Origin of the sequence: Bacillus cereus group sp. BfR-BA-01330 (genome assembly GCF_022663885.1) — a bacterium.
GTDB classification, from domain to species: Bacteria; Bacillota; Bacilli; order Bacillales; family Bacillaceae_G; genus Bacillus_A; species Bacillus_A cereus.
On record NZ_JAKUGK010000005.1, the window covers coordinates 229,426 to 249,155 of the forward strand.

Genomic DNA, 19,730 nt, shown 5'->3' on the forward strand with positions numbered 1-19,730 from the left:
TTTTAGTTTAAGTCTTAAAACGACTAAACAAAACGTGGAGTAGGATTCGTCATTTAGCAATCCTGCTCTTCTTTGTTTTGTTTAGTTAGTAACAATTAAGTCCTAAACAAAACGCTATGTGTAAGAAGAGTCTTTTTTTTGCCAAATTATCCTTCGGGCAATCATAATTTCCCCACTCTCGTATTTTTTTCGCTAGACTAAAGTATCTGAGCTAAAAAATACGCTACGTGTATGATTCGTCAATACGATGCCACATGCTCCTTCGAGCGATCATGATATCAAAATCCCTTCCTTCAAGATTTATACTATTATATCATACTTTTAAAAAATGTATGCGGATGGAAACCGACAATAAACGGAGGGAATCTACAAAAAATGTTATGTTTAAATATTTTTGTAGAAAAGCCTAAGTTATTTCGGAGGATTGGACAGTTTGTAACGGTTTGTCCAATAAGTAAGAAAAAAAGGGTTTTATTCAGTTGTATTCTTTTCATCACTTTTATCTTTAAAAAACGCATCCCAACTAATCACACTTAAAAAAGTTAAAGCAATAATAACGAAAGCACGCATAAGCTTTAGACCCCCCTTTGTACATAGTATATGAATCATTCGATTCGGAATGTGTCATTTTTTTACAAGTCTTAACTGTTATGAGATTATATTAATATAGATAGATGAAGGGGAGAGTGAAGGTATGCTAAAAGACATGTTCAAAAGAAAAGAATTAATATGCATTTCATGTCAGAAAAAAATTCAATATGAAGAAGAGCTTGTTGCTTTTGTAAAGTTGCCGGAAGAAAGAAGTATATTAGTTGGTCCATTCGATGTATGTTTGGCGAAAACAGCACAAGAAATATATTGTAAATCATGTTACGACAAAAAAGCATGACCCAAAGTAATTGAGGGGCATGCTTTTTTCATTGGTGTGCTTTCCCCTCAGATACATTTTGAGTGAGTCGATACCAAAGCCAAAGGTCATTAATGATGGAAGCGAGATCGGCAATTTCTGAATTCAATTTGCAAGAAATTTCGAAGTCTTCTTCGTTATTTAAATGATGCTGTTTTGCATTAATAGAGTGCTCGAGTTCTTTTATTCGATCAGGAATCTTTCCGCGAACTTGTTCCCACCTTAGTAAAATAGCATGCTGCATTTTTTCGGGGATATCTTCCCAATCTTCTTGTAAATGAGGAATTTCAATTCCTAGATGATCATCGTATAAGAAATACTTTTCCATAAGTTCACCCCCGTTGTCCTGCTTATATTGTACAGAAAAACAGAAAGAAGTTCGACGAAATTGTTTGAAAAAATTTGAAAATGACTCTTGATACATTTTGTGAAAGGTGGTAAAGTGTGAATTATTATAAAAGAAAATGAATATTTATTCTTAGGGGGATGCAAAATGGAGAAGAAAAAAGTTGTATTAGCATATTCCGGAGGTCTTGATACTTCCGTTGCAATTAAATGGTTACAAGAGAAGAATTATGATATTATCGCGCTTTGTTTAGACTTAGGGGAAGGTAAAGACTTAGCATTTGTAAAAGAAAAGGCACTTTCAGTAGGTGCAATTAAATCATATATGATTGATGTTCAAGAAGAATTCGCGAATGAATATGCATTGATGGCGATGCAAGCACACACATTATACGAAGGGAAATACCCTCTTGTCTCTGCATTATCTCGTCCGCTTATTGCGAAGAAATTAGTAGAAATCGCAGAACAAGAAGGCGCAACTGCAGTTGCACACGGATGTACAGGGAAAGGAAATGATCAAGTTCGTTTTGAAGTTTCTATTCAAGCATTAAATCCTTACTTAGAAGTGATTGCACCTGTACGTGAATGGAAGTGGTCACGTGAAGAAGAAATTGCCTATGCAAAAGAAAACGATGTACCAATTCCGATTAATTTAGATAGCCCGTTTTCAATCGATCAAAACTTATGGGGACGCAGCAACGAATGTGGAATTTTAGAAGATCCATGGGCAGCGCCGCCAGAAGATGCATATGAGATGACATTGGCATTAGAAGATACACCGAATAAACCAGAGTTTGTAGAAATCGGATTTGAAGCAGGCGTACCGACTACTTTAAATGGCACTGCATATTCACTTGCAGAATTAATTAAAACGTTAAATGCGCTTGCTGGAAAACACGGCGTTGGACGTATTGATCACGTAGAAAATCGTCTTGTCGGTATTAAATCTCGTGAAGTATACGAATGCCCAGCAGCAATGACGTTAATCACTGCGCATAAAGAGTTGGAAGATTTAACACACGTAAAAGAAGTAGCACATTTTAAACCAGTGATTGAACAGAAAATAACAGAACTTATTTATAATGGTTTATGGTTCTCGCCTTTAAAACAAGCGCTTCATGCATTTTTACAAGAAACGCAAAAGAATGTAACAGGTACAGTGCGTGTGAAATTATTTAAAGGTCATGCGATTGTAGAAGGACGTAAATCTGAATACTCTTTATACGATGAAAAATTAGCAACATATACTGCTCAAGATGAATTTAATCATGATGCAGCAGTTGGATTCATTTCATTATTCGGTTTACCGACGAAAGTATACAGCCAAGTGAATCAAAAGAAGGTGGAAGCGTGAGCAAACTTTGGGGCGGACGTTTTACAGAAGAAGCGGAAGCATGGGTTGAAGAGTTCGGAGCATCCATCTCCTTCGATCAACAATTAGTAAATCAAGATATAAAAGGAAGTATTGCGCACGTCACGATGCTAGCAAAGCAAGGCATCGTGACGCAAGAAGAAGCAGAGAAAATAAAGATAGGTCTTCAATATTTATTGAAAGAAGCAAAAGAGAATAAGCTACAATTTTCAGTAGAAGCAGAAGATATTCATTTAAACATCGAAAAAATGTTAATTGAACAAATTGGCGAAGTAGGAGGAAAACTTCACACTGGCCGAAGTCGTAATGATCAAGTAGCGACAGATATGCATTTGTATTTAAAAGAAAAGGTAGAACATATTATAAAAGCTACAAAGCAATTGCAAACTGTTCTTGTTCATCAAGCAGAAAATAATATTGAAACCATTATGCCTGGCTATACGCATTTGCAGCGTGCTCAGCCGATTTCATTTGCTCATCATATTCTCGCTTACTTTTGGATGTTAGAGCGTGATGTGAATCGTTATGAAGATTCGTTAAAACGTATTAACATTTCGCCATTAGGAGCAGGAGCGTTAGCTGGAACGACATTCCCCATTGACCGAGAGTATAGTGCGGAGCTTCTTGGATTTAATGGAATCTATGAAAATAGTTTAGATGCAGTAAGCGATCGTGATTTCATACTGGAGTTCCTAAGTAACTCCTCTATGCTTATGATGCACTTATCACGCTTTTGCGAAGAACTTATTTTATGGAGTAGCCAAGAGTTTCAATTTATTGAAATGAGCGATCAATATGCAACGGGAAGCAGCATTATGCCGCAAAAGAAAAACCCGGATATGGCGGAACTAATCCGTGGTAAAACAGGCAGAGTATACGGTAATTTATTCAGTTTACTCACAGTAATGAAAGGATTACCGCTCGCTTACAATAAAGACTTACAAGAAGATAAAGAAGGAATGTTTGATACAGTTAAAACAGTAGAAGGATGCCTTCATATTATGGCGGGCATGCTTGAAACGATGACTGTAAACAAAGAAAAAATGGGGCAAGCTGTGACGCAAGATTTCTCCAACGCAACAGAAATTGCTGACTATTTAGCGAACAAAGGACTACCATTCCGTCAAGCTCATGAAATTGTTGGAAAGTTAGTGCTATATTGCACACAAAAAGGAATTTATTTATTAGATGTCTCTCTTGAAACATATAAAGAAATGAGCTCCTTATTTGAAGAAGATTTGTATGAAGTGCTGTCACCATATGCAGCTGTAAAGCGTCGTAACAGTGCTGGCGGGACTGGGTTTGAACAAATCAAAAACGCTTTGGAGAAGGCGAAGGGGTTAACGAAAGAAGTTATTAAGAATTGAGTTGGGAAGTACGCCAGTCTAGTAAAGTCTGGCGTACTTTATTTTTTACTAGCATTTAAGTTACAATGTAGTAAAAAATAACAATTTAGGGGAAGTCTATGAAAAAAATAGTGTTTATCATTGTACTGTTAATTAGTTTAATTGCAAATGCTAAAGTGTTTCTTTTGGACAAATATATGTATGTTGGTGAAAAAGAAAAGCGAGAAGAAGCGGTTATCGCAACGATGTGGCATTTACAAGATAAAGGATATAAAGAAAGTGATATTTTATATATAAAACCGGCCTTTTATAGCAAAATGGATTCGTATGGTATGAATGTACAGTTTAAAGATGAACCAAATGAATCATATACATATAGAGTTTTAAAAGATGCGAAAACAAATAAACTAACTGTACACCAAGATAGCAATGAGTCTGGTGGTATGGGCGGGAAACATCAAGAGCTTAAATAAAGAAAGAAAACGACTGATGGCATTCGCCTGCAGTCGTTTTCTTTTAATCATACTTATGTCGATCTTCCGTAATTCGAATATACTCAATATCCATCAAATCACGAAGTAATGCACCATTACTTAGTTCAACGCCGTGCTTCTCTTTAAAATGAGTGCGAATCGTATCTAGCATTTCAATTTCTTTGCCGTTCACATCTAAAATAATACGTTCAGAATCATCCATATAGCATCCTCCTTCTTTACACATATATATTTTGTCCGTCTATTTCTAAAAAATGTATGTTAACGTAATGTTAGGAAATAAGAAAGGGATGGAAAATGAGACGTATTTATTTTATAGGGCTAATTTTGTACACATTCATTGTATTACATGTTGCATTCCCAAATATCTTTTCATTTGAGGATTTAGAAACAGTACACGTTGCGATATTTATTTTTGCTCTATTTGTAGTAGATTGCTTTATTTCTATATGGCTTTCGAAAAGAAAAGATATACAAGGCAAAAAAGAAATGGAACGGAAAAAGAGAAAACGTTCCTTTTGGATGATGACATACTGTTTGTCTTTAGTGCTTACTGCTGCTTTTTTTAGTGAACATATTCCATTAGAAAGAGTAAATATTGGATTTGGAGCATTCGTATTCGCATACTATTTTTTTATGCACTTTCTTCCTTATATGAAAGAAAAGCGAGGAGAAGAGGAAAATCCGCTTGTAGAAGAAGCGAAAGAACAAGAGCATAAGAGAATAGAAGGGGATATAAAGAAACTTGGAGAACAAAAGTGGTATTTAAAATCAAAAATCATATACGTTCTTTGCTTTATTACGCCGCCAATTGGTTATTTGTATGTTTTCTTATTTCGTAAAAAAATGACAGAAGGTGCAAGGCGAACGTACTTAACGGTTGCGACGATTATGATGGCATTATGGTCTTTGAAGTTTCTTCCGCCTTATGTGTTGGCAATTACCGTTGTTGTCGTAGCATGTCTTTTGTTTATAGTGAAGTTTATAAAATGAAAAACACCAAGCCTATGTGGACTTGGTGTTTTATCTATAAATTAAAGCTCACCTTGCTCTTCATCACCACGAACAACAAGGACATCGCATTTCGCATAGCGAATAATATGTTCAGAGACGCTACCAATTAGGAAACGCTCAACAGCATTTAAACCAGTCGCACCACACATAATTAAATCTACTTTATGGTTTGGAGCGATTTCTTTTGAAATTTTTGATTTAGGATTACCGAATTCTAATACAGTTTCAATTTTTTCAAGACCAGCTTCAAGCGCAGTTTTTTTGTAGTCTTCTAATAGGTCTTCTGCAAATAGATTTGCACGTTCCGCAATTGCACGGCTATAAGCTTCTACTGCTGAGTATGCTTTTACATCAACGATATGAGCAATTGTTAATGTTGCATTGTTGCGCTTTGCGACTTGAATTGCTTTTTTAAAGGCTTTTTCTGCTTCTTTAGAACCATCCACCGCGATTAAAATATTTGTATATGTATTATTCATAGTAAATTCCTCCCAATCTGTTTTATAACTGTTTACAACTTAATTATAAAACAAATTTTGGTAACGTGCTTGCCAGAAACGTTACAGAATTTTGAAAACTCTGTTTCGATTCATTTTAGTTGTAATTGGAGCGAGAACTTGTTACATATGAAGTATAGCAATTTAAAAGGGGGCAGTTTTGTGAGACATGCGCTCATTACAGCCGGTACGAAAGGTTTAGGAAAGCAAGTAACAGAAAAGTTATTGGCTAAAGGCTATTCAGTAACAGTAACGTACCATAGCGATATCACGGCTATGGAAACGATGAAAGAAACATATAAAGATGTGGAAGAGCGTCTACAATTCGTGCAAGCGGATGTCACGAAAAAGGAAGATTTACATAAAATAGTAGAAGAAGCGATGAGCCGTTTTGGCAAAATTGACTTTTTAATTAATAATGCTGGTCCATATGTATTTGAACGAAAAAAGTTAGTTGATTATGAAGAAGATGAATGGAATGAAATGATTCAGGGAAATTTAACAGCGGTATTTCATTTATTAAAACTTGTCGTTCCGGTCATGAGAAAACAGAACTTTGGCCGTATTATTAATTACGGATTTCAAGGGGCGGATAGTGCACCGGGATGGATTTATCGTTCAGCTTTTGCCGCAGCGAAAGTAGGACTTGTTTCATTAACGAAAACAGTTGCTTATGAAGAAGCGGAGTATGGTATCACTGCGAACATGGTATGTCCTGGTGATATTATTGGCGATATGAAAGAGGCAACTATTCAAGAAGCACGTCAGCTGAAAGAGCATAACACACCGATTGGTAGATCTGGAACAGGTGAAGATATTGCAAGAACCATTTCGTTTTTATGTGAGGACGATTCCGATATGATTACCGGTACAATTATTGAAGTGACTGGTGCAGTGGATGTTATTCATAGACATCGATAGAATAAAATAAGATGAAGTTTCGAATAATTGGACAGTTTATCTATTGTGCTGAGAGGTGCGGATAATACTGTCCTTTAATATAAAATTAAATCTATCGGAAAACTCGTGTTATTTTTTTGTCAAATATTGAGATATTATGTTAAAATATAAGAGCGTAGAAAGCGCTTTAAAAAATGATTCAGGGGTCATTTCATAACTCAAGGGGGAACTAATCATGCGTATCGGTATTCCAACAGAAATTAAAAACAATGAAAACCGTGTGGCAATGACGCCAGCGGGAGCAGTACATTTAGTACAAAATGGTCACGAAGTTTTTGTTCAAAAAGGAGCAGGTTTAGGATCTGGCTTTACAGATGAAGAATACGTACAAGCTGGTGCGAAACTTGTAGAAACTGCTGAAGAAGCATGGAATCAAGATATGGTTATGAAGGTAAAAGAGCCAGTAGCAAGTGAATACGGCTATTTCCGTGAAGGCTTAATCTTATTCACATACTTACACTTAGCTCCAGAACCAGAATTAACGAAAGCATTAATCGATAACAAAGTTGCATCAATCGCATACGAAACAGTACAATTAGACAATCGTTCTTTACCATTACTTGCACCTATGAGTGAAGTGGCTGGTCGTATGTCTGCACAAATCGGTGCACAATTCCTTGAGAAAAACAAAGGCGGTAAAGGTATTTTACTTGCAGGCGTTCCAGGGGTAAAACGCGGCAAAGTAACAATCATTGGCGGTGGTCAAGCTGGTACAAACGCAGCTAAGATTGCAGTAGGTTTAGGTGCAGATGTAACAATCATTGACTTAAGTGCAGAACGTCTTCGTCAATTAGATGATATTTTCGGTAACCAAGTAAAAACATTAATGTCTAATCCATACAATATTGCAGAAGCTGTTAAAGAATCTGACCTTGTTATTGGAGCAGTATTAATTCCGGGTGCAAAAGCGCCAAAACTTGTAACTGAAGAAATGATTCAATCAATGGAACCAGGTTCTGTCGTTGTAGATATCGCGATTGACCAAGGTGGTATTTTCGAAACAACTGATCGTATTACAACTCATGACAACCCAACTTACGAAAAACATGGCGTTGTTCATTATGCAGTTGCTAATATGCCAGGTGCAGTTCCACGTACGTCAACTCTTGCATTAACAAACGTAACAGTACCATATGCAGTACAAATTGCTAACAAGGGCTACAAAGAAGCTTGCTTAGGCAACACTGCATTATTAAAAGGTATTAACACATTAGATGGTTATGTAACATTCGAAGCAGTTGCGGAAGCTCACGGCTTACAATACGCTGATGCAAAAGAGCTTCTTGAAAAAGCTCCTGCTTTATCATAATAGAAATACATTTGAGACCTTCCTTTTCGTGAGGAGGGTCTTTTTTATATGGAGAAATAACATGTGAATAATTGTTATTTATTGGTGTAAATCGATTTTTATTATGATAATTTAGAATTATATAATAAAAAGAGGGGATTCGATGGGGAGCAAAAAGAGGAAGAAAAAACAGGCAAAGAGACAAAGGTATATAAAGAACAAAAAGGAACAGAACATACCTTTTTCACAAAAAGTAGTCATTACGATAGAGAAAACATTTCGGTATATTTGTATGGCTCTGTATGTAATTTTGTGTATGTATTCATTTGGAGTGTTTTACAGTTTTGGGATAACTCCCAATATTATTGAGAGCATTCTAGAATTTATACTTGTTGTAATAGAATTAGCCTTATTCGTTATACTCTTTGCTACAGTATGGCCTAGTCATGAAAGTAAAAAAGATAGAAAAAGAAGCAAAAAATCTTCATACGCTTCAAGCTCATCAAGTGGATTCGGTGACTACAGTAGCAATGACTGTAGTAGCTCAAGTGATGGTGGAGGAGATTGCGGAGGTGGTGGAGATTAAGTTAGTTTTTTAGAAGAACGACTAATGAAAGGATGGGACGAAAGATGGAGACTGTGAACTTAATAGAATTAACAAAGGATATTAAAGATCAACATAAAAACTTCGTCGTTTCAAATATAAACAGTCATTGCTTACGAATCGCTGTATTTACTGGTGAATATGATTGGCACTATCATTCTAATTCGGATGAATTATTTATTGTGTTAGAGGGAGAATTACTTATTGATTTTGAAGATGGAGAAACAGCGGTTTTAAAGCCAAATGATTCAATCTTAATTCCAGCATGTAAGATTCATAGAACGAGAGCATTAAAGAGAACTGTAAATCTTTGTTTTGAACATATAGAGGCGGATACGATTAAAGTGGAGCAATTATGAAAAAATTATCCGTAGCCGAGTATAGAAAAATCCTTCCGATTTTAGAAAGTCATACAAAAACGACGACGTTTGCTTATGCGGTATGTGATCAAGTGATAGATGGTGAGGTTTTTGCAAACGAGAAATTAACAGCAGGACTAATTCGTACAGCTAACGGTATTTATTATTTATTTGGTGATACTGATGATCAAAATTATAACGAAGATTTATTTTCTTTTATAAAAAAGGCTATTGAAAAAACAGAGAAGAGATTTACATTGTTCTCTTCGAGTAACGAGTGGGAAATGATGATAGAAGAACGTTTTAGTCATGTACTTCGAAACATTCCGCGAATGAAATTTCAAAGCGTAACCTTTGAAGAGAGAAAACGAGATTGTAACAAAAATACATATGAAGTGAAGCGTATTGATAGAAGAGATATAGAACGAAGCAGTGAATTTACAGAGGAGTACTACAAAGAATATTGGGGATCAAAAGAAACGTTTTTAAACGGTGGTTTTGGATTTTGTATAGAACTAGAAGGAATGATTGTAGCGGAATGTGTTTCAATATTTAGTGGGAACGGATTTGCTGAAATTGATATTGTGACGCATAAAGCATATCAAGGGAAAGGATTAGCCCAAGCTGTTGCAGCAAGGTTTATTGAACATTGCATACAAAATGATATTATACCGTGCTGGGATTGTTATGTAGACAATATTCCTTCGCAAAAATTAGCTAGTAAATTAAGTTTTTATCATCCAATAGAATATAGATTGTTTGTACGTAAGAAAACGGGGGAATAAAAATGAATGTGGAGTTAACGAGATTTAAAGTGAAACAAGATAAAAGTCATCGTGTAGATGAATGGATGCAGCTTCTGAATGACAATATGAAAGAAGTACTTTTGACATTAAACGACGAAAAGATGTACGTTGAGACAATTTTCCGGGAAATAAGAGATGGAGAAGAGTACTTATATTGGTATTCTATGCAAGGAGAAGCTGGTATTTTTGTCGAAAATTCGCATCATGAAATTGATAAAAAGCACTTAGCATTTTGGTATGAATGTATCGATGAAGAAGCACCGTCTATTGATATGAAAACAGAAGTTGTTATGATTCAAGATGTTGTGAAGGACGCGATGAAATAATAGATTGGTATTTTATAACCGTAAAATGGTCATCTTTTTGGTTGGAATATATATTATTGGAGATGCTGTAGGATGAGAATTAGTAATAAATATATCACTCTCGATGAAATAGAAGTAATAAGAGAACCTTTAAATAAATTGCATGAATATCATAATAATACATCAAGGCATTTTTCTGGTGACTATCCAAGAATGACATTTGAGGAACGTATTGAAATTTATAAACAAAATTCAAAGTATGGAGAGTATAGAATTGAATTATTAGTTGAGGCGGAAACAGATAATATATTAGGATGTTGTATAGCGTATAGCAAAAGTGTAAACGGAAAGATTGAAGTTTTATTCGTTGATGAAAGATACCGAAGAAACGGATTTGGTTTGAAATTAATGAATAGTGCAGTGGAATGGTTTAAAGCGAAGAAGATAGATGAAATTGAATTAACAGTAGTGTACGGAAATGAAGCTGTATCGTTTTATGAAAAGCTGGGGTTTTATCCTCGTTCAATTATTATGGAAACTAAGTCATAACGATAGTATGGAGAGAGATGAGTGAGAGTTTTTGTTTCAAAAAAGTGATTTATATGTTAATAAAATATATGTGAAGGGCGCATCAAAATAGATGTGCTTTTTATTATGATAAAAATGTAGAACAGCTGTATTTGGATATCTTTAAGTAAAAATAAAAGGGATATTAGAATCTTTTAGGACAAACTATAAAGAAATAAAAAACACCAAACCAAAAGACCTACCAATATACGGTGTAGTCGTAACAGGCAAAACAGAGGATTTACAAAGTTTACAAGGAGCACCATATATTAAGGCTGCTGTAAGAGGTGTAACAGTTGAGAAATATTGATTACAAGCAATTAATGTGAATAATCAGAAAATTTATGTTATAATATGGGAAAAGGAGGTTTATATGAGGCAAATACATGGAGCAATTTATATTTACATAACAATGTTTTTCGTGGCGGTATCCTATGGATTGGGGCACGTGTATTCGCATCCTATACTAACTTTTTTAAGCGGAGCATGTATGGCGTTTGCGCTTCTTGTCCACCTTTTCTCAGTTTGGATCGTGAAATTTCAATTAAATATTAGTGAAATAGAAGAAGGCACTTTTTGAGTGGCCTTCTTTTTTTAATAATATTTTGGAAGTTCTTGTAGCAATTTTTCAATTTCGCATTCTGTTTCTTCACATATAGAAAGCTTGCGCAGTCTGAAAAATAAGCTGCGTAAGAAAGATTTTATATTTCCGTATAGAAACTCGTATGATTCAATATGTAATGTTTGTTTTTGAACGGGTAATTGAGCTACTAAATCACGAAGGGCTAATATGAGTGCTTCTTCCTTTAAGCCATTTTGTAGCATTGCGACAATCGGATAAACGATACGTTCATCTTCTTCATATTTGTAATAGATGGAATGAACACAAACTTTGTTTAATAAAGTTTGTAATATTTCTTGGTAATATAAAGTTTCCAGTTTAGGACTATTCACAAGCGCCTCAAATGTATCAGAAGCATGAGCGATACTATGTGCCCAGCCGTGTTTTTGCACATATCCCCGGAAATCATGTTCGTTGTTCATATATAGAATTAGTTGATCTTTTACATTTGAAATATCAGTCTGTGATAAGAAATTATGATTTGTATCAGCATCAATAAGGAGGGCAATTAATAATGTTGTAAATGCTCGGGTAAATACCGCATCTTCATCATCTGAATGAATCTTATACAATAAATATTTTTCACCGATGCTTTCTAATAATAGTTTCTGTAATTGTGTGTGTGAAAGATATTCCTTCTTGATGAGATGAAAAAAAGTAGAGTAGATGAGTTTGTCCCTTAAATAGCTATCAGTATCGCCAATTTGCTCAAGCATATTGGAACTTAAAGAATCAATGTTAAGTGTGTTATCCAGTATGTAATTATTATTACGAATTTCTTCTAACTGTTGTTGTGACATATAAACCCCCTATTTTAGAAAATTCTGTATTTTAATAGTATAATAGAAGGAAGAAATAGACAATAAATAAGTGCATTTGAATGGAGGGGCATGATGAAGAGAGCGTTATTCTTTTTCATTAGTATTTTCTTTTTAGGAAGCTGCTCGATTTGGTATTTTACTTTTTCTAGCGAGAGCAAAAGTTGGACTGGACAATATAAAGGGCATATTAAGGATGACAGTGAAGATGGAATGTTTACGTTTCAATATAAGGGCGGGGATGGAAAGACAGAATTTAAAAACTTAGAGATTGCTATTAATGGAGCCTTTAGTACAATGACACAAACGTCAGAAGTTCATAGAGGAGCAAAGGTTGAAATGAAGTCTTCTTGTGTAAGTTGCGCGCCTATCTCTAAAGATGAACCTATAGAAGTTGTGATTAAATGGGATGATAAGTATGAGGAGAAGATGGTGTTAAATTTGAAATAGCCTAGAGTAAGGAGTTAAAAATGAATAGGCATATGAAAATTGTTATGTTTTTAAGTGTATTTCTAGTCGTATTATCAGCGTGTGATACAAAACAAGTAGAGCAAGTAACGGTAAAAGAAGTACCTAAAGAAGGGTATATCATATTAAGAAATGACACGATGTTTTTTGCCGATGATAAAACGGTTGAAACAAAAGTAGAGTTGCAACATTATATAGAACAACAAATGAATAAAGAGCATCCAGCACATATAGTCTTGAGCTTTAAGGACAAAGACGCATATAAACAGTTAAAAACAGGGGATAAAATAAAAGTATGGTTTTCTCAAATACTTGAAAGTTATCCAGCAAAAATGATTGTAGAGAAATTTGAAATAGTAGGGAAATAGAAAAAGGCAGCACTCCCGCTGCCTTTTTCTATTATTTTACAAATTGTAACTCTTTCGGGAATTTCGTTAAAATTTCTGATCCGTCTTTTGTGATGTAAATATCATCTTCAATACGAACGCCACCTACGTTTGGTACGTAAATACCAGGTTCGATTGTGAAGACCATACCTTCTTTTAATGGAGACTCGTTACCAGCTTTTACATCTGGATATTCGTGTACGCTAATTCCAAGTCCGTGACCAAGTCGGTGTGGGAAGAAGTCTCCGTAACCTGCATCTGCGATAACAGAACGAGCAGCGTTGTCGATTGCGCCAAGTGTAACACCTGGTTTACATGCTTCAACTGCTTGTAGTTGTCCAGCAAGTACAGTGTTGTAAATACGAGTTTGTTCTTCAGAAATCTCGCCGAATGCCACTGTACGTGTAATATCAGAGCAATAACCGTCAATGATTACGCCTAAATCAAATAGTACGAAATCACCGCGTTTCATTTTGTTTGCGCCAGGAATACCGTGTGGAAGAGCTGAGTTCGCACCTGCTAATACCATCGTATCAAATGACATTTTATGTATGCCTTTTGTTTTTAATTCGTGTTCAATAATTGCTAATACTTCTAGTTCACTACGATCTTCTTTAATTGCATTTACACCAACTTCAACAGCATAGTCCGCCATTTTAGCTGCTTCGCGTAAAATAGAAAGTTCTTTTTCATCTTTAATTAAACGAAGTTCGCGAACTTTCTCCTCAGCTGATTTGAAAGCTGCATTTGGGAATAATTTCGTTAATTCTTCGTAGCGCTCTACGTTTAAATGTTCTTTTTCAATTGCAACTGCATTTGCATTGATGCCGCGGTCTTTAATTGCTTTTGCAATCATATCCCATGGTCTGTCAGTATCAGTAAATCCGATAATTTCATGTGCCCAGCCAGCGTTACGTGCTTGACCTTCTTCCATTTTAGGGCAAATTAAAATAGGTTCTTTTTCTTGGAATACAAACATACCAAGTAATCTTTCGTGTGGTTCACAGTGGAAGTTTGTCATGTAGAAGACGTTTGGTGTAGAAGTTAAGAACGCAGCTTCTACGTTTTTTTCTTTTAGCCATTGCATTAAATTTTCTAATCTAGCATTCATCGATTGGCACCCCCGAGATATTTAATTACAAATATAACTTTAACTCGGAAGAAAGTGTTATGACAAGTAAATAGATGTTAGAAAAGACAGGGAATTGAAAAATCATGTAGAATAAAAAGTGAGAATGTGAATAGGGGAGGAATGTAATAATGAAAGTATCTTATCATGGACATTCAGTTGTGAAAATTGAGGCGAATGAAAAAGTTATTTTAATTGACCCGTTTTTAACAGGTAATCCGAAAACAGATTTAAAAGCTGAAGATGTAAAAGTGGATGCAATTCTTTTATCGCATGGACACGGTGATCATGTTGGAGATACAGTAGAGCTTGCGAAGAAAAATAATGCAGTTGTTGTAGCGCCATTTGAACTAGCAACATTTTTAAGTTGGCAAGGTGTAAATACACACCCGATGCATATTGGGGGTTCACATGAATTTGACTTCGGAAAAGTGAAGTTTACACAAGCATTCCACGGTTCTAGTTATATTGATGAAGCAAATAAGACGATTACATATACAGGTATGCCAGCAGGTATTTTATTTACAGCAGAAGAGAAAACTGTATACCACGCAGGAGATACTGCACTATTCTCTGATATGAAGTTAATTGGGGAATTAAATAAAGTTGATCTAGCATTTTTACCAATTGGTGATAATTTCACAATGGGGCCAGAAGATGCTGTACTAGCGGCAAAATGGATTAATGCGAAAACTGTTGTACCGATGCATTACAATACGTTCCCAGTTATTGAACAAGATCCATATCAATTTGTAGAAAAGCTACAAAATTGTACAGGGAAAGTATTAGAAGCTGGAGAAAGTATTACACTATAGAAAAGAAACCCTTCATTTGAAAAGAAAAGTGAAGGGTTTTTTACGTGTGTAGGACAGCTTTTAATGCTTGTATTTGTTTTGGTGATTCTTCTCTTTTGGTACGTGGTTGTTCAGGTGTTTCATTCAATTCCATTGCAACTTTTTTCCCATCTACGAAAGCTAAAAATACAGCACCTACAACCTCTAAAAGTTTTTTCATCATGTGTTCGCTCCTCTGTTTTATTTCTTGTCTTAATTGTATAGGCAATTAAGTGGGCGAACTATCGAATGAGATGACAATAGCATTACATTGTTGTAATAGAATGACTGGTGGAATGTAAGTGTCATTTTGTTATAAAAAAAATAGTACAGGTATGCAAAGAGAGAGTGTAACAGTTTTGAAAATATAGTATACTGAAAGTACAACACATGAAGAATTTAGGGAAAAGAAAGTATGGTGAAACCATTTGGCTACCAAGCATAACCAAATTTTAGAACATATTAATAGCCTGCCAGTAGGCCATAAAATTTCTGTAAGACAAATTGCGAAAGATTTGAGTGTAAGTGAAGGTACCGCTTACCGTGCAATTAAAGATGCAGAAAATAAAGGATATGTTAGTACAATTGAACGTGTCGGAACAATTCGAATTGAACAAAAGAAGAAAGAGAATATCGAAAAACTGACATATGCAGAAGTCGTTAACATTGTCGACGGTCAAGTACTTGGGGGCAGAGAAGGACTACATAAAACATTAAATAAATTCGTAATCGGAGCTATGAAATTAGAAGCGATGATGCGCTATACAGAAGCTGGGAATTTACTCATTATTGGTAACCGTACCAATGCACATGAATTAGCGCTAGAAACTGGAGCCGCTGTATTAATTACGGGCGGATTTGATACGGAAGATCATGTGAAGAAATTAGCAGACGAATTAAAGCTGCCGATCATTTCAAGTAGCTACGATACATTTACGGTCGCAACGTTAATTAATCGTGCAATTTATGACCAACTTATTAAGAAAGAAATTGTACTCGTTGAAGATATTTTAACGCCAATTGAAGAAACGTTATATTTAAAGCCGAGTGATACAGTACAGCAATGGCATGCATATAACGAAGAGACAATGCACGGAAGATATCCAATTGTCGATGAAAGTAACAAAGTACTAGGAATCGTAACTTCAAAAGATATGATCGGAGTAGCGAAAGAAACACCAATTGATAAAGTAATGACAAAACACCCAATTACAGTGAACGGTAAAATGTCTGTCGCAGCTGCGGCACGTATGATGGTGTGGGAAGGAATTGAATTACTTCCTGTCGTTGAGGAAGGAAACAAACTGCAAGGTATTATTAGCCGTCAAGATGTACTTCAGGCACTGCAAATGATTCAACGTCAGCCACAAGTTGGAGAAACCATTGATGATATTGTAACGAATCAATTTATGACACCAAAAGAAGCGAAGAATGAGCATCTATATCAATTTTCGGTGACGCCGCAAATGACGAACTCAATCGGGACGTTATCGTACGGTGTATTTGCAACAATTGTGACAGAAGCGACAAATCGCGTCATTCGTGCGCAAAAGAAGAGTGATTTAATTGTTGAAAACTTAACGATTTATTTCGTAAAGCCGGTTCAAATTGATAATGTTGTATCTGTTCATCCGAAAGTATTAGAAATTGGACGTAAATTTGGTAAGGTCGATGTAGAGGTGCATCATGAAGGTAATGTTGTTGGAAAAGCATTACTTATGGTTCAGTTAATCGATAAATAAAAAGATGGAACAAATCGTTTTGATTTGTTCCATCTTTTTTTGTTGTTTTAAATTTGAAAGGCATGATTTTAGATGGGAGTTTTAGTGAAATATGTATGGGATGGAGTGGAAAAGTAATGTGAGAAAAGACGGAATAATAATTCAATTTAGTTGTATATTGTGTTATGATTATATTGTAAGAAAATGGAATCGTGAGAGGTGGTATGCATTATGTCGTCAGCCGTACTCTTTTTTGGTAGTATCGCACTATTTTACTTTCTTGTAATGATACCGATTCAATATTTATATTTACAAGGTTTACATGAAAAAAAGGAAAAGACAGGATTATCTCAGCGAGAGCTATATGAAAAAATGTCTTTTGGAGAAGAACAATTACATTTTCACGTACAAGGGAACCCATTTAATATACCATCTGCGTTTGTTGCGTATATGATTTTGAAAGTTAAGGGACGTAAAAAAGCATCACAATATTGATGCTTTTTTACGTTGCTTCATAGACTTCAGCTTCTTTAACTGCTAATGGCAAGAAATGTTTGTATTGGCGAAACCCGTTAAATACACTTGCACTACCAAATAGAACGAATAAAACACCAACGATAATACGAGCGGTTGAAAGTTCTAAAAAGAATTGGTTTATCCCGAAAAATAAAACGAATGAACCGAGTGCCATTGCGGATTTTCCTGAGAGCCAACCTTTCTCCATTGGGCGGTTTGTACGAAAGTATTTTGTTTTGTAAAAGAGGTACAACATAAATGAGACGATAATACAGAAGACTAATACTGGCATAATGAACACTCCCATCGCTTTGTGAAAAATAATAGAAAAGAAAAAGAAATATCTAAACTTTCTAACTTTTATTATAAAGCAATTGTTCGCATGTATGAAATACTTTCCGTTATAATGGAGGATAAAGTGAAGAAGTTGATTAAAAAGGAGATTATACATATGCATGAGCAAATTTTAGGAGCAATTAAAGAGTTTGATACAATTATTATTCATCGCCACGTGCGTCCGGATCCAGATGCGTTAGGTTCACAGGGTGGTCTTGGTACAATTCTACAAGAATCGTTTCCAGAGAAAAATATTTATACGGTTGGGTACAATGAGCCGTCACTAGCATACTTACGAGTAATGGATGATATTGAAGATAGTGTATACGAAAATGCGCTTGTTATTGTTTGTGATACTGCGAATCAAGAACGTGTTGACGATCAACGCTATACAAAAGGGAAGATGTTAATTAAAATTGATCATCATCCAAATGAAGATCCATATGGAGATATTACGTGGGTAGATACGACAGCGAGTTCTACAAGTGAAATGATTTATGAGTTTTATAACTATGGGAAAGATAAAGGATTAAAAATAACAAAAGAAGCAGCCCGCCTTATTTTAGCAGGAATTGTTGGAGATACAGGTCGTTTCTTATTCCCGAATACGACAGCAAAAACACTTCGTTACGTAAGTGAGCTTGTTGACATGGGTGTGAAATTCACAGATTTATACAATGAGATGTATAAGACAAAAGAAAAAATTGCTCGTTTAAACGGTTATATTTTACAAAACTTTACGATGGTAGAAGAAGGAGCAGCTTACATTAAATTAACGAAAGAAGTATTAGAAGAGTTTGATGTACTTCCTTCTGAAGCATCTGGTGTTGTTGGAGCGCTTGGCAATATTGATGGATTAAAGGCGTGGGTTCTATTTTTAGAGGAAGACGACGTAATTCGTGTTCGTCTTCGTTCAAAAGGACCAGTTATAAACAAATTAGCAATGCAATATAACGGCGGGGGGCATCCGATGGCTTCTGGTGCGAAGGCATCTTCTTGGGAAGAAGCGGATCGTCTTTTTGCTGATTTACGTGAGATTTGTAAATAAGAGACTATATGTTAGAACGAAAAGAAGGAGCGGCGCTAAAGCCCTCCTTCTTTATTTTTCTTTCTCTATAGTAATGCTAATTTCAAGCACTGTATCAAAAGATATTGTATCGACTTTAAAACGGTATAGCCGATCGTAATGTTTGTACGTTTTATTTTCGATTACCTTTTTAAGTAGGTCTTTATTTTTTGCGATACTTTGAATGTTTTTCGTTAAAAGATGTTGGAGGTCATTATGGATAGATGTAGTCATATTTTCGAGTGTGAGATTGTCTAAATCGTATTTTTCTCGATTGATAAGTTTTATTTTAATCTCTTGAATGGTTAAGAGCCGTTTATTTTCAGTGTTCAATTTTTCTTGATCTTCGAGAAGGACGTGGAGCTTTGCTTCTTGTTTTTCTATAATTTCTCTTTGTTCTGCTATTTTACTAGCTTGTTCTTCTTGAAAAACACCGTATATGTACAAAAAAATAAACCAGCTCAACACGCCTCCAACAGCAGCCCCAGCTAATACTAAGTACCATCTTTTTGCTGTATTGGCACTTGGTACTCTCATACATGTTCCTGAGTTAGCCATTTAATAATAATGAGACCTGTTTGCATACCACCAGTTGCGAAAAAAATAAGGAGAATTTGCTTTACGATATCTTTCATATCTCCGCCAAAGAAACTTCTTTCAAAGCTATAAAAGGTATCGAATGTTCCGCCGATTGCTGCAACGAGTGCCCAAATTCTTAAATTTTGGGCGAATTGATTAATGTAAGTTAGAGCTGGTTTTCCGATAAGAAACGCACCAAATCCACCAATTAATGAACCGCCAAGTATAACCCCAAAGGCAATAAAATAACTAATAATAAGCAGAGAGAAAAAAGTATGTTCTCTTACATCCATCGTCATTCCCCTTTCTTCTTCATATATATGGACAAAGTATAAGAAGTATGTTTTGATTTCCGCTTTCCTCATCACCTATAATAAAAGTAGTCAAATAGG

Annotated in this window: 28 protein-coding genes and 1 pseudogene; 20 read left to right on the forward strand and 9 right to left on the reverse strand. The window is 35.3% G+C overall.

Going from position 1 to position 19,730, the window contains the following annotated elements:
- Positions 1-694: 694 nt before the first annotated feature.
- Entirely contained in the window at positions 695-889 is a 195-nt protein-coding gene (locus tag MR112_RS16355) for a hypothetical protein (RefSeq protein ID WP_000910272.1), read from the forward strand.
- Positions 890-917: 28 nt separating this feature from the next.
- Here the strand turns inward: MR112_RS16355 and MR112_RS16360 are convergent, their stop codons facing one another.
- Entirely contained in the window at positions 918-1,235 is a 318-nt protein-coding gene (locus tag MR112_RS16360; RefSeq protein WP_000417207.1) for a hypothetical protein, read from the reverse strand.
- 165 nt (positions 1,236-1,400) lie between these two features.
- Between MR112_RS16360 and MR112_RS16365 the strand changes: the two genes are divergently transcribed.
- The 3 genes from MR112_RS16365 to MR112_RS16375 all read left to right on the forward strand — a co-directional run bounded on the left by MR112_RS16365 (position 1,401) and on the right by MR112_RS16375 (position 4,443).
- Positions 1,401-2,606, forward strand: a complete 1,206-nt coding sequence (locus MR112_RS16365; RefSeq protein WP_000412315.1) for an argininosuccinate synthase — start codon at positions 1,401-1,403, stop codon at positions 2,604-2,606.
- Positions 2,603-3,991: an argininosuccinate lyase gene (gene argH / locus MR112_RS16370; RefSeq protein WP_088344521.1), complete on the forward strand. Its 1,389-nt coding sequence runs from the start codon at positions 2,603-2,605 to the stop codon at positions 3,989-3,991. The genes MR112_RS16365 and argH overlap by 4 nt, the downstream gene beginning before the upstream one ends.
- A gap of 98 nt (positions 3,992-4,089) precedes the next feature.
- Complete coding sequence (locus MR112_RS16375) at positions 4,090-4,443, forward strand: DUF3139 domain-containing protein (protein ID WP_088344523.1); 354 nt, start codon at positions 4,090-4,092, stop codon at positions 4,441-4,443.
- Between the two features lie 43 nt (positions 4,444-4,486).
- Here MR112_RS16375 and MR112_RS16380 read toward each other — a convergent pair whose 3' ends face one another.
- Positions 4,487-4,666 (reverse strand): hypothetical protein, encoded by a 180-nt coding sequence (locus tag MR112_RS16380; RefSeq protein ID WP_000342760.1) that lies wholly within the window; start codon positions 4,664-4,666, stop codon positions 4,487-4,489.
- 95 nt (positions 4,667-4,761) lie between these two features.
- Here MR112_RS16380 and MR112_RS16385 point away from each other — a divergent pair, with 95 nt between their 5' ends.
- Positions 4,762-5,457, forward strand: coding sequence for a hypothetical protein (locus MR112_RS16385; protein ID WP_001252877.1), 696 nt, complete (start codon positions 4,762-4,764; stop codon positions 5,455-5,457).
- Positions 5,458-5,498: 41 nt separating this feature from the next.
- Here the strand turns inward: MR112_RS16385 and MR112_RS16390 are convergent, their stop codons facing one another.
- Positions 5,499-5,957: a universal stress protein gene (locus MR112_RS16390; RefSeq protein ID WP_001066673.1), complete on the reverse strand. Its 459-nt coding sequence runs from the start codon at positions 5,955-5,957 to the stop codon at positions 5,499-5,501.
- Between the two features lie 147 nt (positions 5,958-6,104).
- Here MR112_RS16390 and MR112_RS16395 point away from each other — a divergent pair, with 147 nt between their 5' ends.
- From MR112_RS16395 to MR112_RS16435, 9 genes and pseudogenes are all read left to right on the forward strand, one after another.
- Positions 6,105-6,896, forward strand: coding sequence for an SDR family oxidoreductase (locus MR112_RS16395; protein WP_002024902.1), 792 nt, complete (start codon positions 6,105-6,107; stop codon positions 6,894-6,896).
- Positions 6,897-7,110: 214 nt separating this feature from the next.
- Positions 7,111-8,244 carry an alanine dehydrogenase gene (ald, locus tag MR112_RS16400; RefSeq protein WP_001219403.1) on the forward strand — a complete coding sequence of 378 codons (1,134 nt, stop codon included), beginning with the start codon at positions 7,111-7,113 and terminating at the stop codon, positions 8,242-8,244.
- A gap of 142 nt (positions 8,245-8,386) precedes the next feature.
- Positions 8,387-8,809, forward strand: a complete 423-nt coding sequence (locus tag MR112_RS16405; RefSeq protein ID WP_000534945.1) for a hypothetical protein — start codon at positions 8,387-8,389, stop codon at positions 8,807-8,809.
- A 44-nt stretch (positions 8,810-8,853) separates the two neighbouring features.
- On the forward strand, positions 8,854-9,186 hold the full coding sequence (locus MR112_RS16410; RefSeq protein WP_000450925.1) for a cupin domain-containing protein: 333 nt from the start codon (positions 8,854-8,856) through the stop codon (positions 9,184-9,186).
- Entirely contained in the window at positions 9,183-9,971 is a 789-nt protein-coding gene (locus MR112_RS16415) for a GNAT family N-acetyltransferase (protein ID WP_000736747.1), read from the forward strand. The genes MR112_RS16410 and MR112_RS16415 overlap by 4 nt, the downstream gene beginning before the upstream one ends.
- A gap of 2 nt (positions 9,972-9,973) precedes the next feature.
- On the forward strand, positions 9,974-10,318 hold the full coding sequence (locus MR112_RS16420; RefSeq protein WP_242245131.1) for a DUF6176 family protein: 345 nt from the start codon (positions 9,974-9,976) through the stop codon (positions 10,316-10,318).
- A 72-nt stretch (positions 10,319-10,390) separates the two neighbouring features.
- The gene (locus MR112_RS16425) at positions 10,391-10,846 is read left to right on the forward strand and encodes a GNAT family N-acetyltransferase (protein ID WP_001222930.1); all 456 of its coding nucleotides are present in this window, start codon (positions 10,391-10,393) and stop codon (positions 10,844-10,846) included.
- A 138-nt stretch (positions 10,847-10,984) separates the two neighbouring features.
- A pseudogene (locus tag MR112_RS16430) lies at positions 10,985-11,174 on the forward strand (anti sigma factor C-terminal domain-containing protein); the annotation flags it as partial.
- Between the two features lie 63 nt (positions 11,175-11,237).
- Positions 11,238-11,444, forward strand: coding sequence for a hypothetical protein (locus MR112_RS16435; RefSeq protein WP_001248908.1), 207 nt, complete (start codon positions 11,238-11,240; stop codon positions 11,442-11,444).
- A gap of 14 nt (positions 11,445-11,458) precedes the next feature.
- Here MR112_RS16435 and MR112_RS16440 read toward each other — a convergent pair whose 3' ends face one another.
- Positions 11,459-12,286, reverse strand: coding sequence for a DUF2785 domain-containing protein (locus tag MR112_RS16440; protein WP_242245132.1), 828 nt, complete (start codon positions 12,284-12,286; stop codon positions 11,459-11,461).
- A gap of 93 nt (positions 12,287-12,379) precedes the next feature.
- Here MR112_RS16440 and MR112_RS16445 point away from each other — a divergent pair, with 93 nt between their 5' ends.
- Together MR112_RS16445 and MR112_RS16450 are read left to right on the forward strand one after the other, a co-directional pair.
- Complete coding sequence (locus MR112_RS16445) at positions 12,380-12,754, forward strand: hypothetical protein (RefSeq protein WP_000816717.1); 375 nt, start codon at positions 12,380-12,382, stop codon at positions 12,752-12,754.
- A 20-nt stretch (positions 12,755-12,774) separates the two neighbouring features.
- A complete protein-coding gene (locus MR112_RS16450; protein ID WP_001079377.1) occupies positions 12,775-13,140 on the forward strand; it encodes a DUF3221 domain-containing protein in 366 nt (121 codons plus the stop codon).
- Positions 13,141-13,171: 31 nt separating this feature from the next.
- Here MR112_RS16450 and pepQ read toward each other — a convergent pair whose 3' ends face one another.
- Positions 13,172-14,269: a Xaa-Pro dipeptidase gene (pepQ, locus tag MR112_RS16455; protein ID WP_000994026.1), complete on the reverse strand. Its 1,098-nt coding sequence runs from the start codon at positions 14,267-14,269 to the stop codon at positions 13,172-13,174.
- Positions 14,270-14,418: 149 nt separating this feature from the next.
- Here pepQ and MR112_RS16460 point away from each other — a divergent pair, with 149 nt between their 5' ends.
- Complete coding sequence (locus tag MR112_RS16460; protein WP_000868918.1) at positions 14,419-15,102, forward strand: metal-dependent hydrolase; 684 nt, start codon at positions 14,419-14,421, stop codon at positions 15,100-15,102.
- Between the two features lie 40 nt (positions 15,103-15,142).
- Here MR112_RS16460 and MR112_RS16465 read toward each other — a convergent pair whose 3' ends face one another.
- Positions 15,143-15,304, reverse strand: coding sequence for a hypothetical protein (locus MR112_RS16465; protein ID WP_000976303.1), 162 nt, complete (start codon positions 15,302-15,304; stop codon positions 15,143-15,145).
- Positions 15,305-15,548: 244 nt separating this feature from the next.
- On the opposite strand from MR112_RS16465, the gene MR112_RS16470 reads away from it, so the two are divergent.
- Together MR112_RS16470 and MR112_RS16475 are read left to right on the forward strand one after the other, a co-directional pair.
- Entirely contained in the window at positions 15,549-16,862 is a 1,314-nt protein-coding gene (locus MR112_RS16470) for a CBS domain-containing protein (protein WP_000201572.1), read from the forward strand.
- 210 nt (positions 16,863-17,072) lie between these two features.
- Positions 17,073-17,336 (forward strand): DUF3949 domain-containing protein, encoded by a 264-nt coding sequence (locus MR112_RS16475; RefSeq protein ID WP_000093045.1) that lies wholly within the window; start codon positions 17,073-17,075, stop codon positions 17,334-17,336.
- A 7-nt stretch (positions 17,337-17,343) separates the two neighbouring features.
- Here the strand turns inward: MR112_RS16475 and MR112_RS16480 are convergent, their stop codons facing one another.
- Positions 17,344-17,649, reverse strand: coding sequence for a YtpI family protein (locus tag MR112_RS16480; RefSeq protein ID WP_001144776.1), 306 nt, complete (start codon positions 17,647-17,649; stop codon positions 17,344-17,346).
- A gap of 159 nt (positions 17,650-17,808) precedes the next feature.
- Between MR112_RS16480 and MR112_RS16485 the strand changes: the two genes are divergently transcribed.
- Positions 17,809-18,741 carry a DHH family phosphoesterase gene (locus MR112_RS16485; RefSeq protein WP_000545136.1) on the forward strand — a complete coding sequence of 311 codons (933 nt, stop codon included), beginning with the start codon at positions 17,809-17,811 and terminating at the stop codon, positions 18,739-18,741.
- A 51-nt stretch (positions 18,742-18,792) separates the two neighbouring features.
- Here the strand turns inward: MR112_RS16485 and ytrI are convergent, their stop codons facing one another.
- On the reverse strand, positions 18,793-19,296 hold the full coding sequence (gene ytrI / locus MR112_RS16490) for a sporulation membrane protein YtrI (protein WP_001265736.1): 504 nt from the start codon (positions 19,294-19,296) through the stop codon (positions 18,793-18,795).
- A complete protein-coding gene (locus MR112_RS16495) occupies positions 19,293-19,706 on the reverse strand; it encodes a YtrH family sporulation protein (protein WP_002005839.1) in 414 nt (137 codons plus the stop codon). Before MR112_RS16495 ends, ytrI begins: the two co-directional genes overlap by 4 nt.
- Between the last annotated feature and the right edge of the window lie 24 nt (positions 19,707-19,730).

Excerpts from the sequence above, each read along its gene's own strand:
- MR112_RS16355 (WP_000910272.1), top strand. The coding sequence starts at position 695 with ATGCTAAAAGACATGTTCAAAAGAAAAGAATTAATATGCATTTCATGT.
- MR112_RS16360 (WP_000417207.1), bottom strand. The coding sequence starts at position 1,235 with ATGGAAAAGTATTTCTTATACGATGATCATCTAGGAATTGAAATTCCT.
- MR112_RS16365 (WP_000412315.1), top strand. The coding sequence starts at position 1,401 with ATGGAGAAGAAAAAAGTTGTATTAGCATATTCCGGAGGTCTTGATACT.
- MR112_RS16375 (WP_088344523.1), top strand. The coding sequence starts at position 4,090 with ATGAAAAAAATAGTGTTTATCATTGTACTGTTAATTAGTTTAATTGCA.
- MR112_RS16380 (WP_000342760.1), bottom strand. The coding sequence starts at position 4,666 with ATGGATGATTCTGAACGTATTATTTTAGATGTGAACGGCAAAGAAATT.
- MR112_RS16385 (WP_001252877.1), top strand. The coding sequence starts at position 4,762 with ATGAGACGTATTTATTTTATAGGGCTAATTTTGTACACATTCATTGTA.
- MR112_RS16390 (WP_001066673.1), bottom strand. The coding sequence starts at position 5,957 with ATGAATAATACATATACAAATATTTTAATCGCGGTGGATGGTTCTAAA.
- MR112_RS16395 (WP_002024902.1), top strand. The coding sequence starts at position 6,105 with ATGAAGTATAGCAATTTAAAAGGGGGCAGTTTTGTGAGACATGCGCTC.
- ald (WP_001219403.1), top strand. The coding sequence starts at position 7,111 with ATGCGTATCGGTATTCCAACAGAAATTAAAAACAATGAAAACCGTGTG.
- MR112_RS16405 (WP_000534945.1), top strand. The coding sequence starts at position 8,387 with ATGGGGAGCAAAAAGAGGAAGAAAAAACAGGCAAAGAGACAAAGGTAT.
- MR112_RS16410 (WP_000450925.1), top strand. The coding sequence starts at position 8,854 with ATGGAGACTGTGAACTTAATAGAATTAACAAAGGATATTAAAGATCAA.
- MR112_RS16415 (WP_000736747.1), top strand. The coding sequence starts at position 9,183 with ATGAAAAAATTATCCGTAGCCGAGTATAGAAAAATCCTTCCGATTTTA.
- MR112_RS16420 (WP_242245131.1), top strand. The coding sequence starts at position 9,974 with ATGAATGTGGAGTTAACGAGATTTAAAGTGAAACAAGATAAAAGTCAT.
- MR112_RS16425 (WP_001222930.1), top strand. The coding sequence starts at position 10,391 with ATGAGAATTAGTAATAAATATATCACTCTCGATGAAATAGAAGTAATA.
- MR112_RS16435 (WP_001248908.1), top strand. The coding sequence starts at position 11,238 with ATGAGGCAAATACATGGAGCAATTTATATTTACATAACAATGTTTTTC.
- MR112_RS16440 (WP_242245132.1), bottom strand. The coding sequence starts at position 12,286 with ATGTCACAACAACAGTTAGAAGAAATTCGTAATAATAATTACATACTG.
- MR112_RS16445 (WP_000816717.1), top strand. The coding sequence starts at position 12,380 with ATGAAGAGAGCGTTATTCTTTTTCATTAGTATTTTCTTTTTAGGAAGC.
- MR112_RS16450 (WP_001079377.1), top strand. The coding sequence starts at position 12,775 with ATGAATAGGCATATGAAAATTGTTATGTTTTTAAGTGTATTTCTAGTC.
- pepQ (WP_000994026.1), bottom strand. The coding sequence starts at position 14,269 with ATGAATGCTAGATTAGAAAATTTAATGCAATGGCTAAAAGAAAAAAAC.
- MR112_RS16460 (WP_000868918.1), top strand. The coding sequence starts at position 14,419 with ATGAAAGTATCTTATCATGGACATTCAGTTGTGAAAATTGAGGCGAAT.
- MR112_RS16465 (WP_000976303.1), bottom strand. The coding sequence starts at position 15,304 with ATGATGAAAAAACTTTTAGAGGTTGTAGGTGCTGTATTTTTAGCTTTC.
- MR112_RS16475 (WP_000093045.1), top strand. The coding sequence starts at position 17,073 with ATGTCGTCAGCCGTACTCTTTTTTGGTAGTATCGCACTATTTTACTTT.
- MR112_RS16480 (WP_001144776.1), bottom strand. The coding sequence starts at position 17,649 with ATGCCAGTATTAGTCTTCTGTATTATCGTCTCATTTATGTTGTACCTC.
- MR112_RS16485 (WP_000545136.1), top strand. The coding sequence starts at position 17,809 with ATGCATGAGCAAATTTTAGGAGCAATTAAAGAGTTTGATACAATTATT.
- ytrI (WP_001265736.1), bottom strand. The coding sequence starts at position 19,296 with ATGAGAGTACCAAGTGCCAATACAGCAAAAAGATGGTACTTAGTATTA.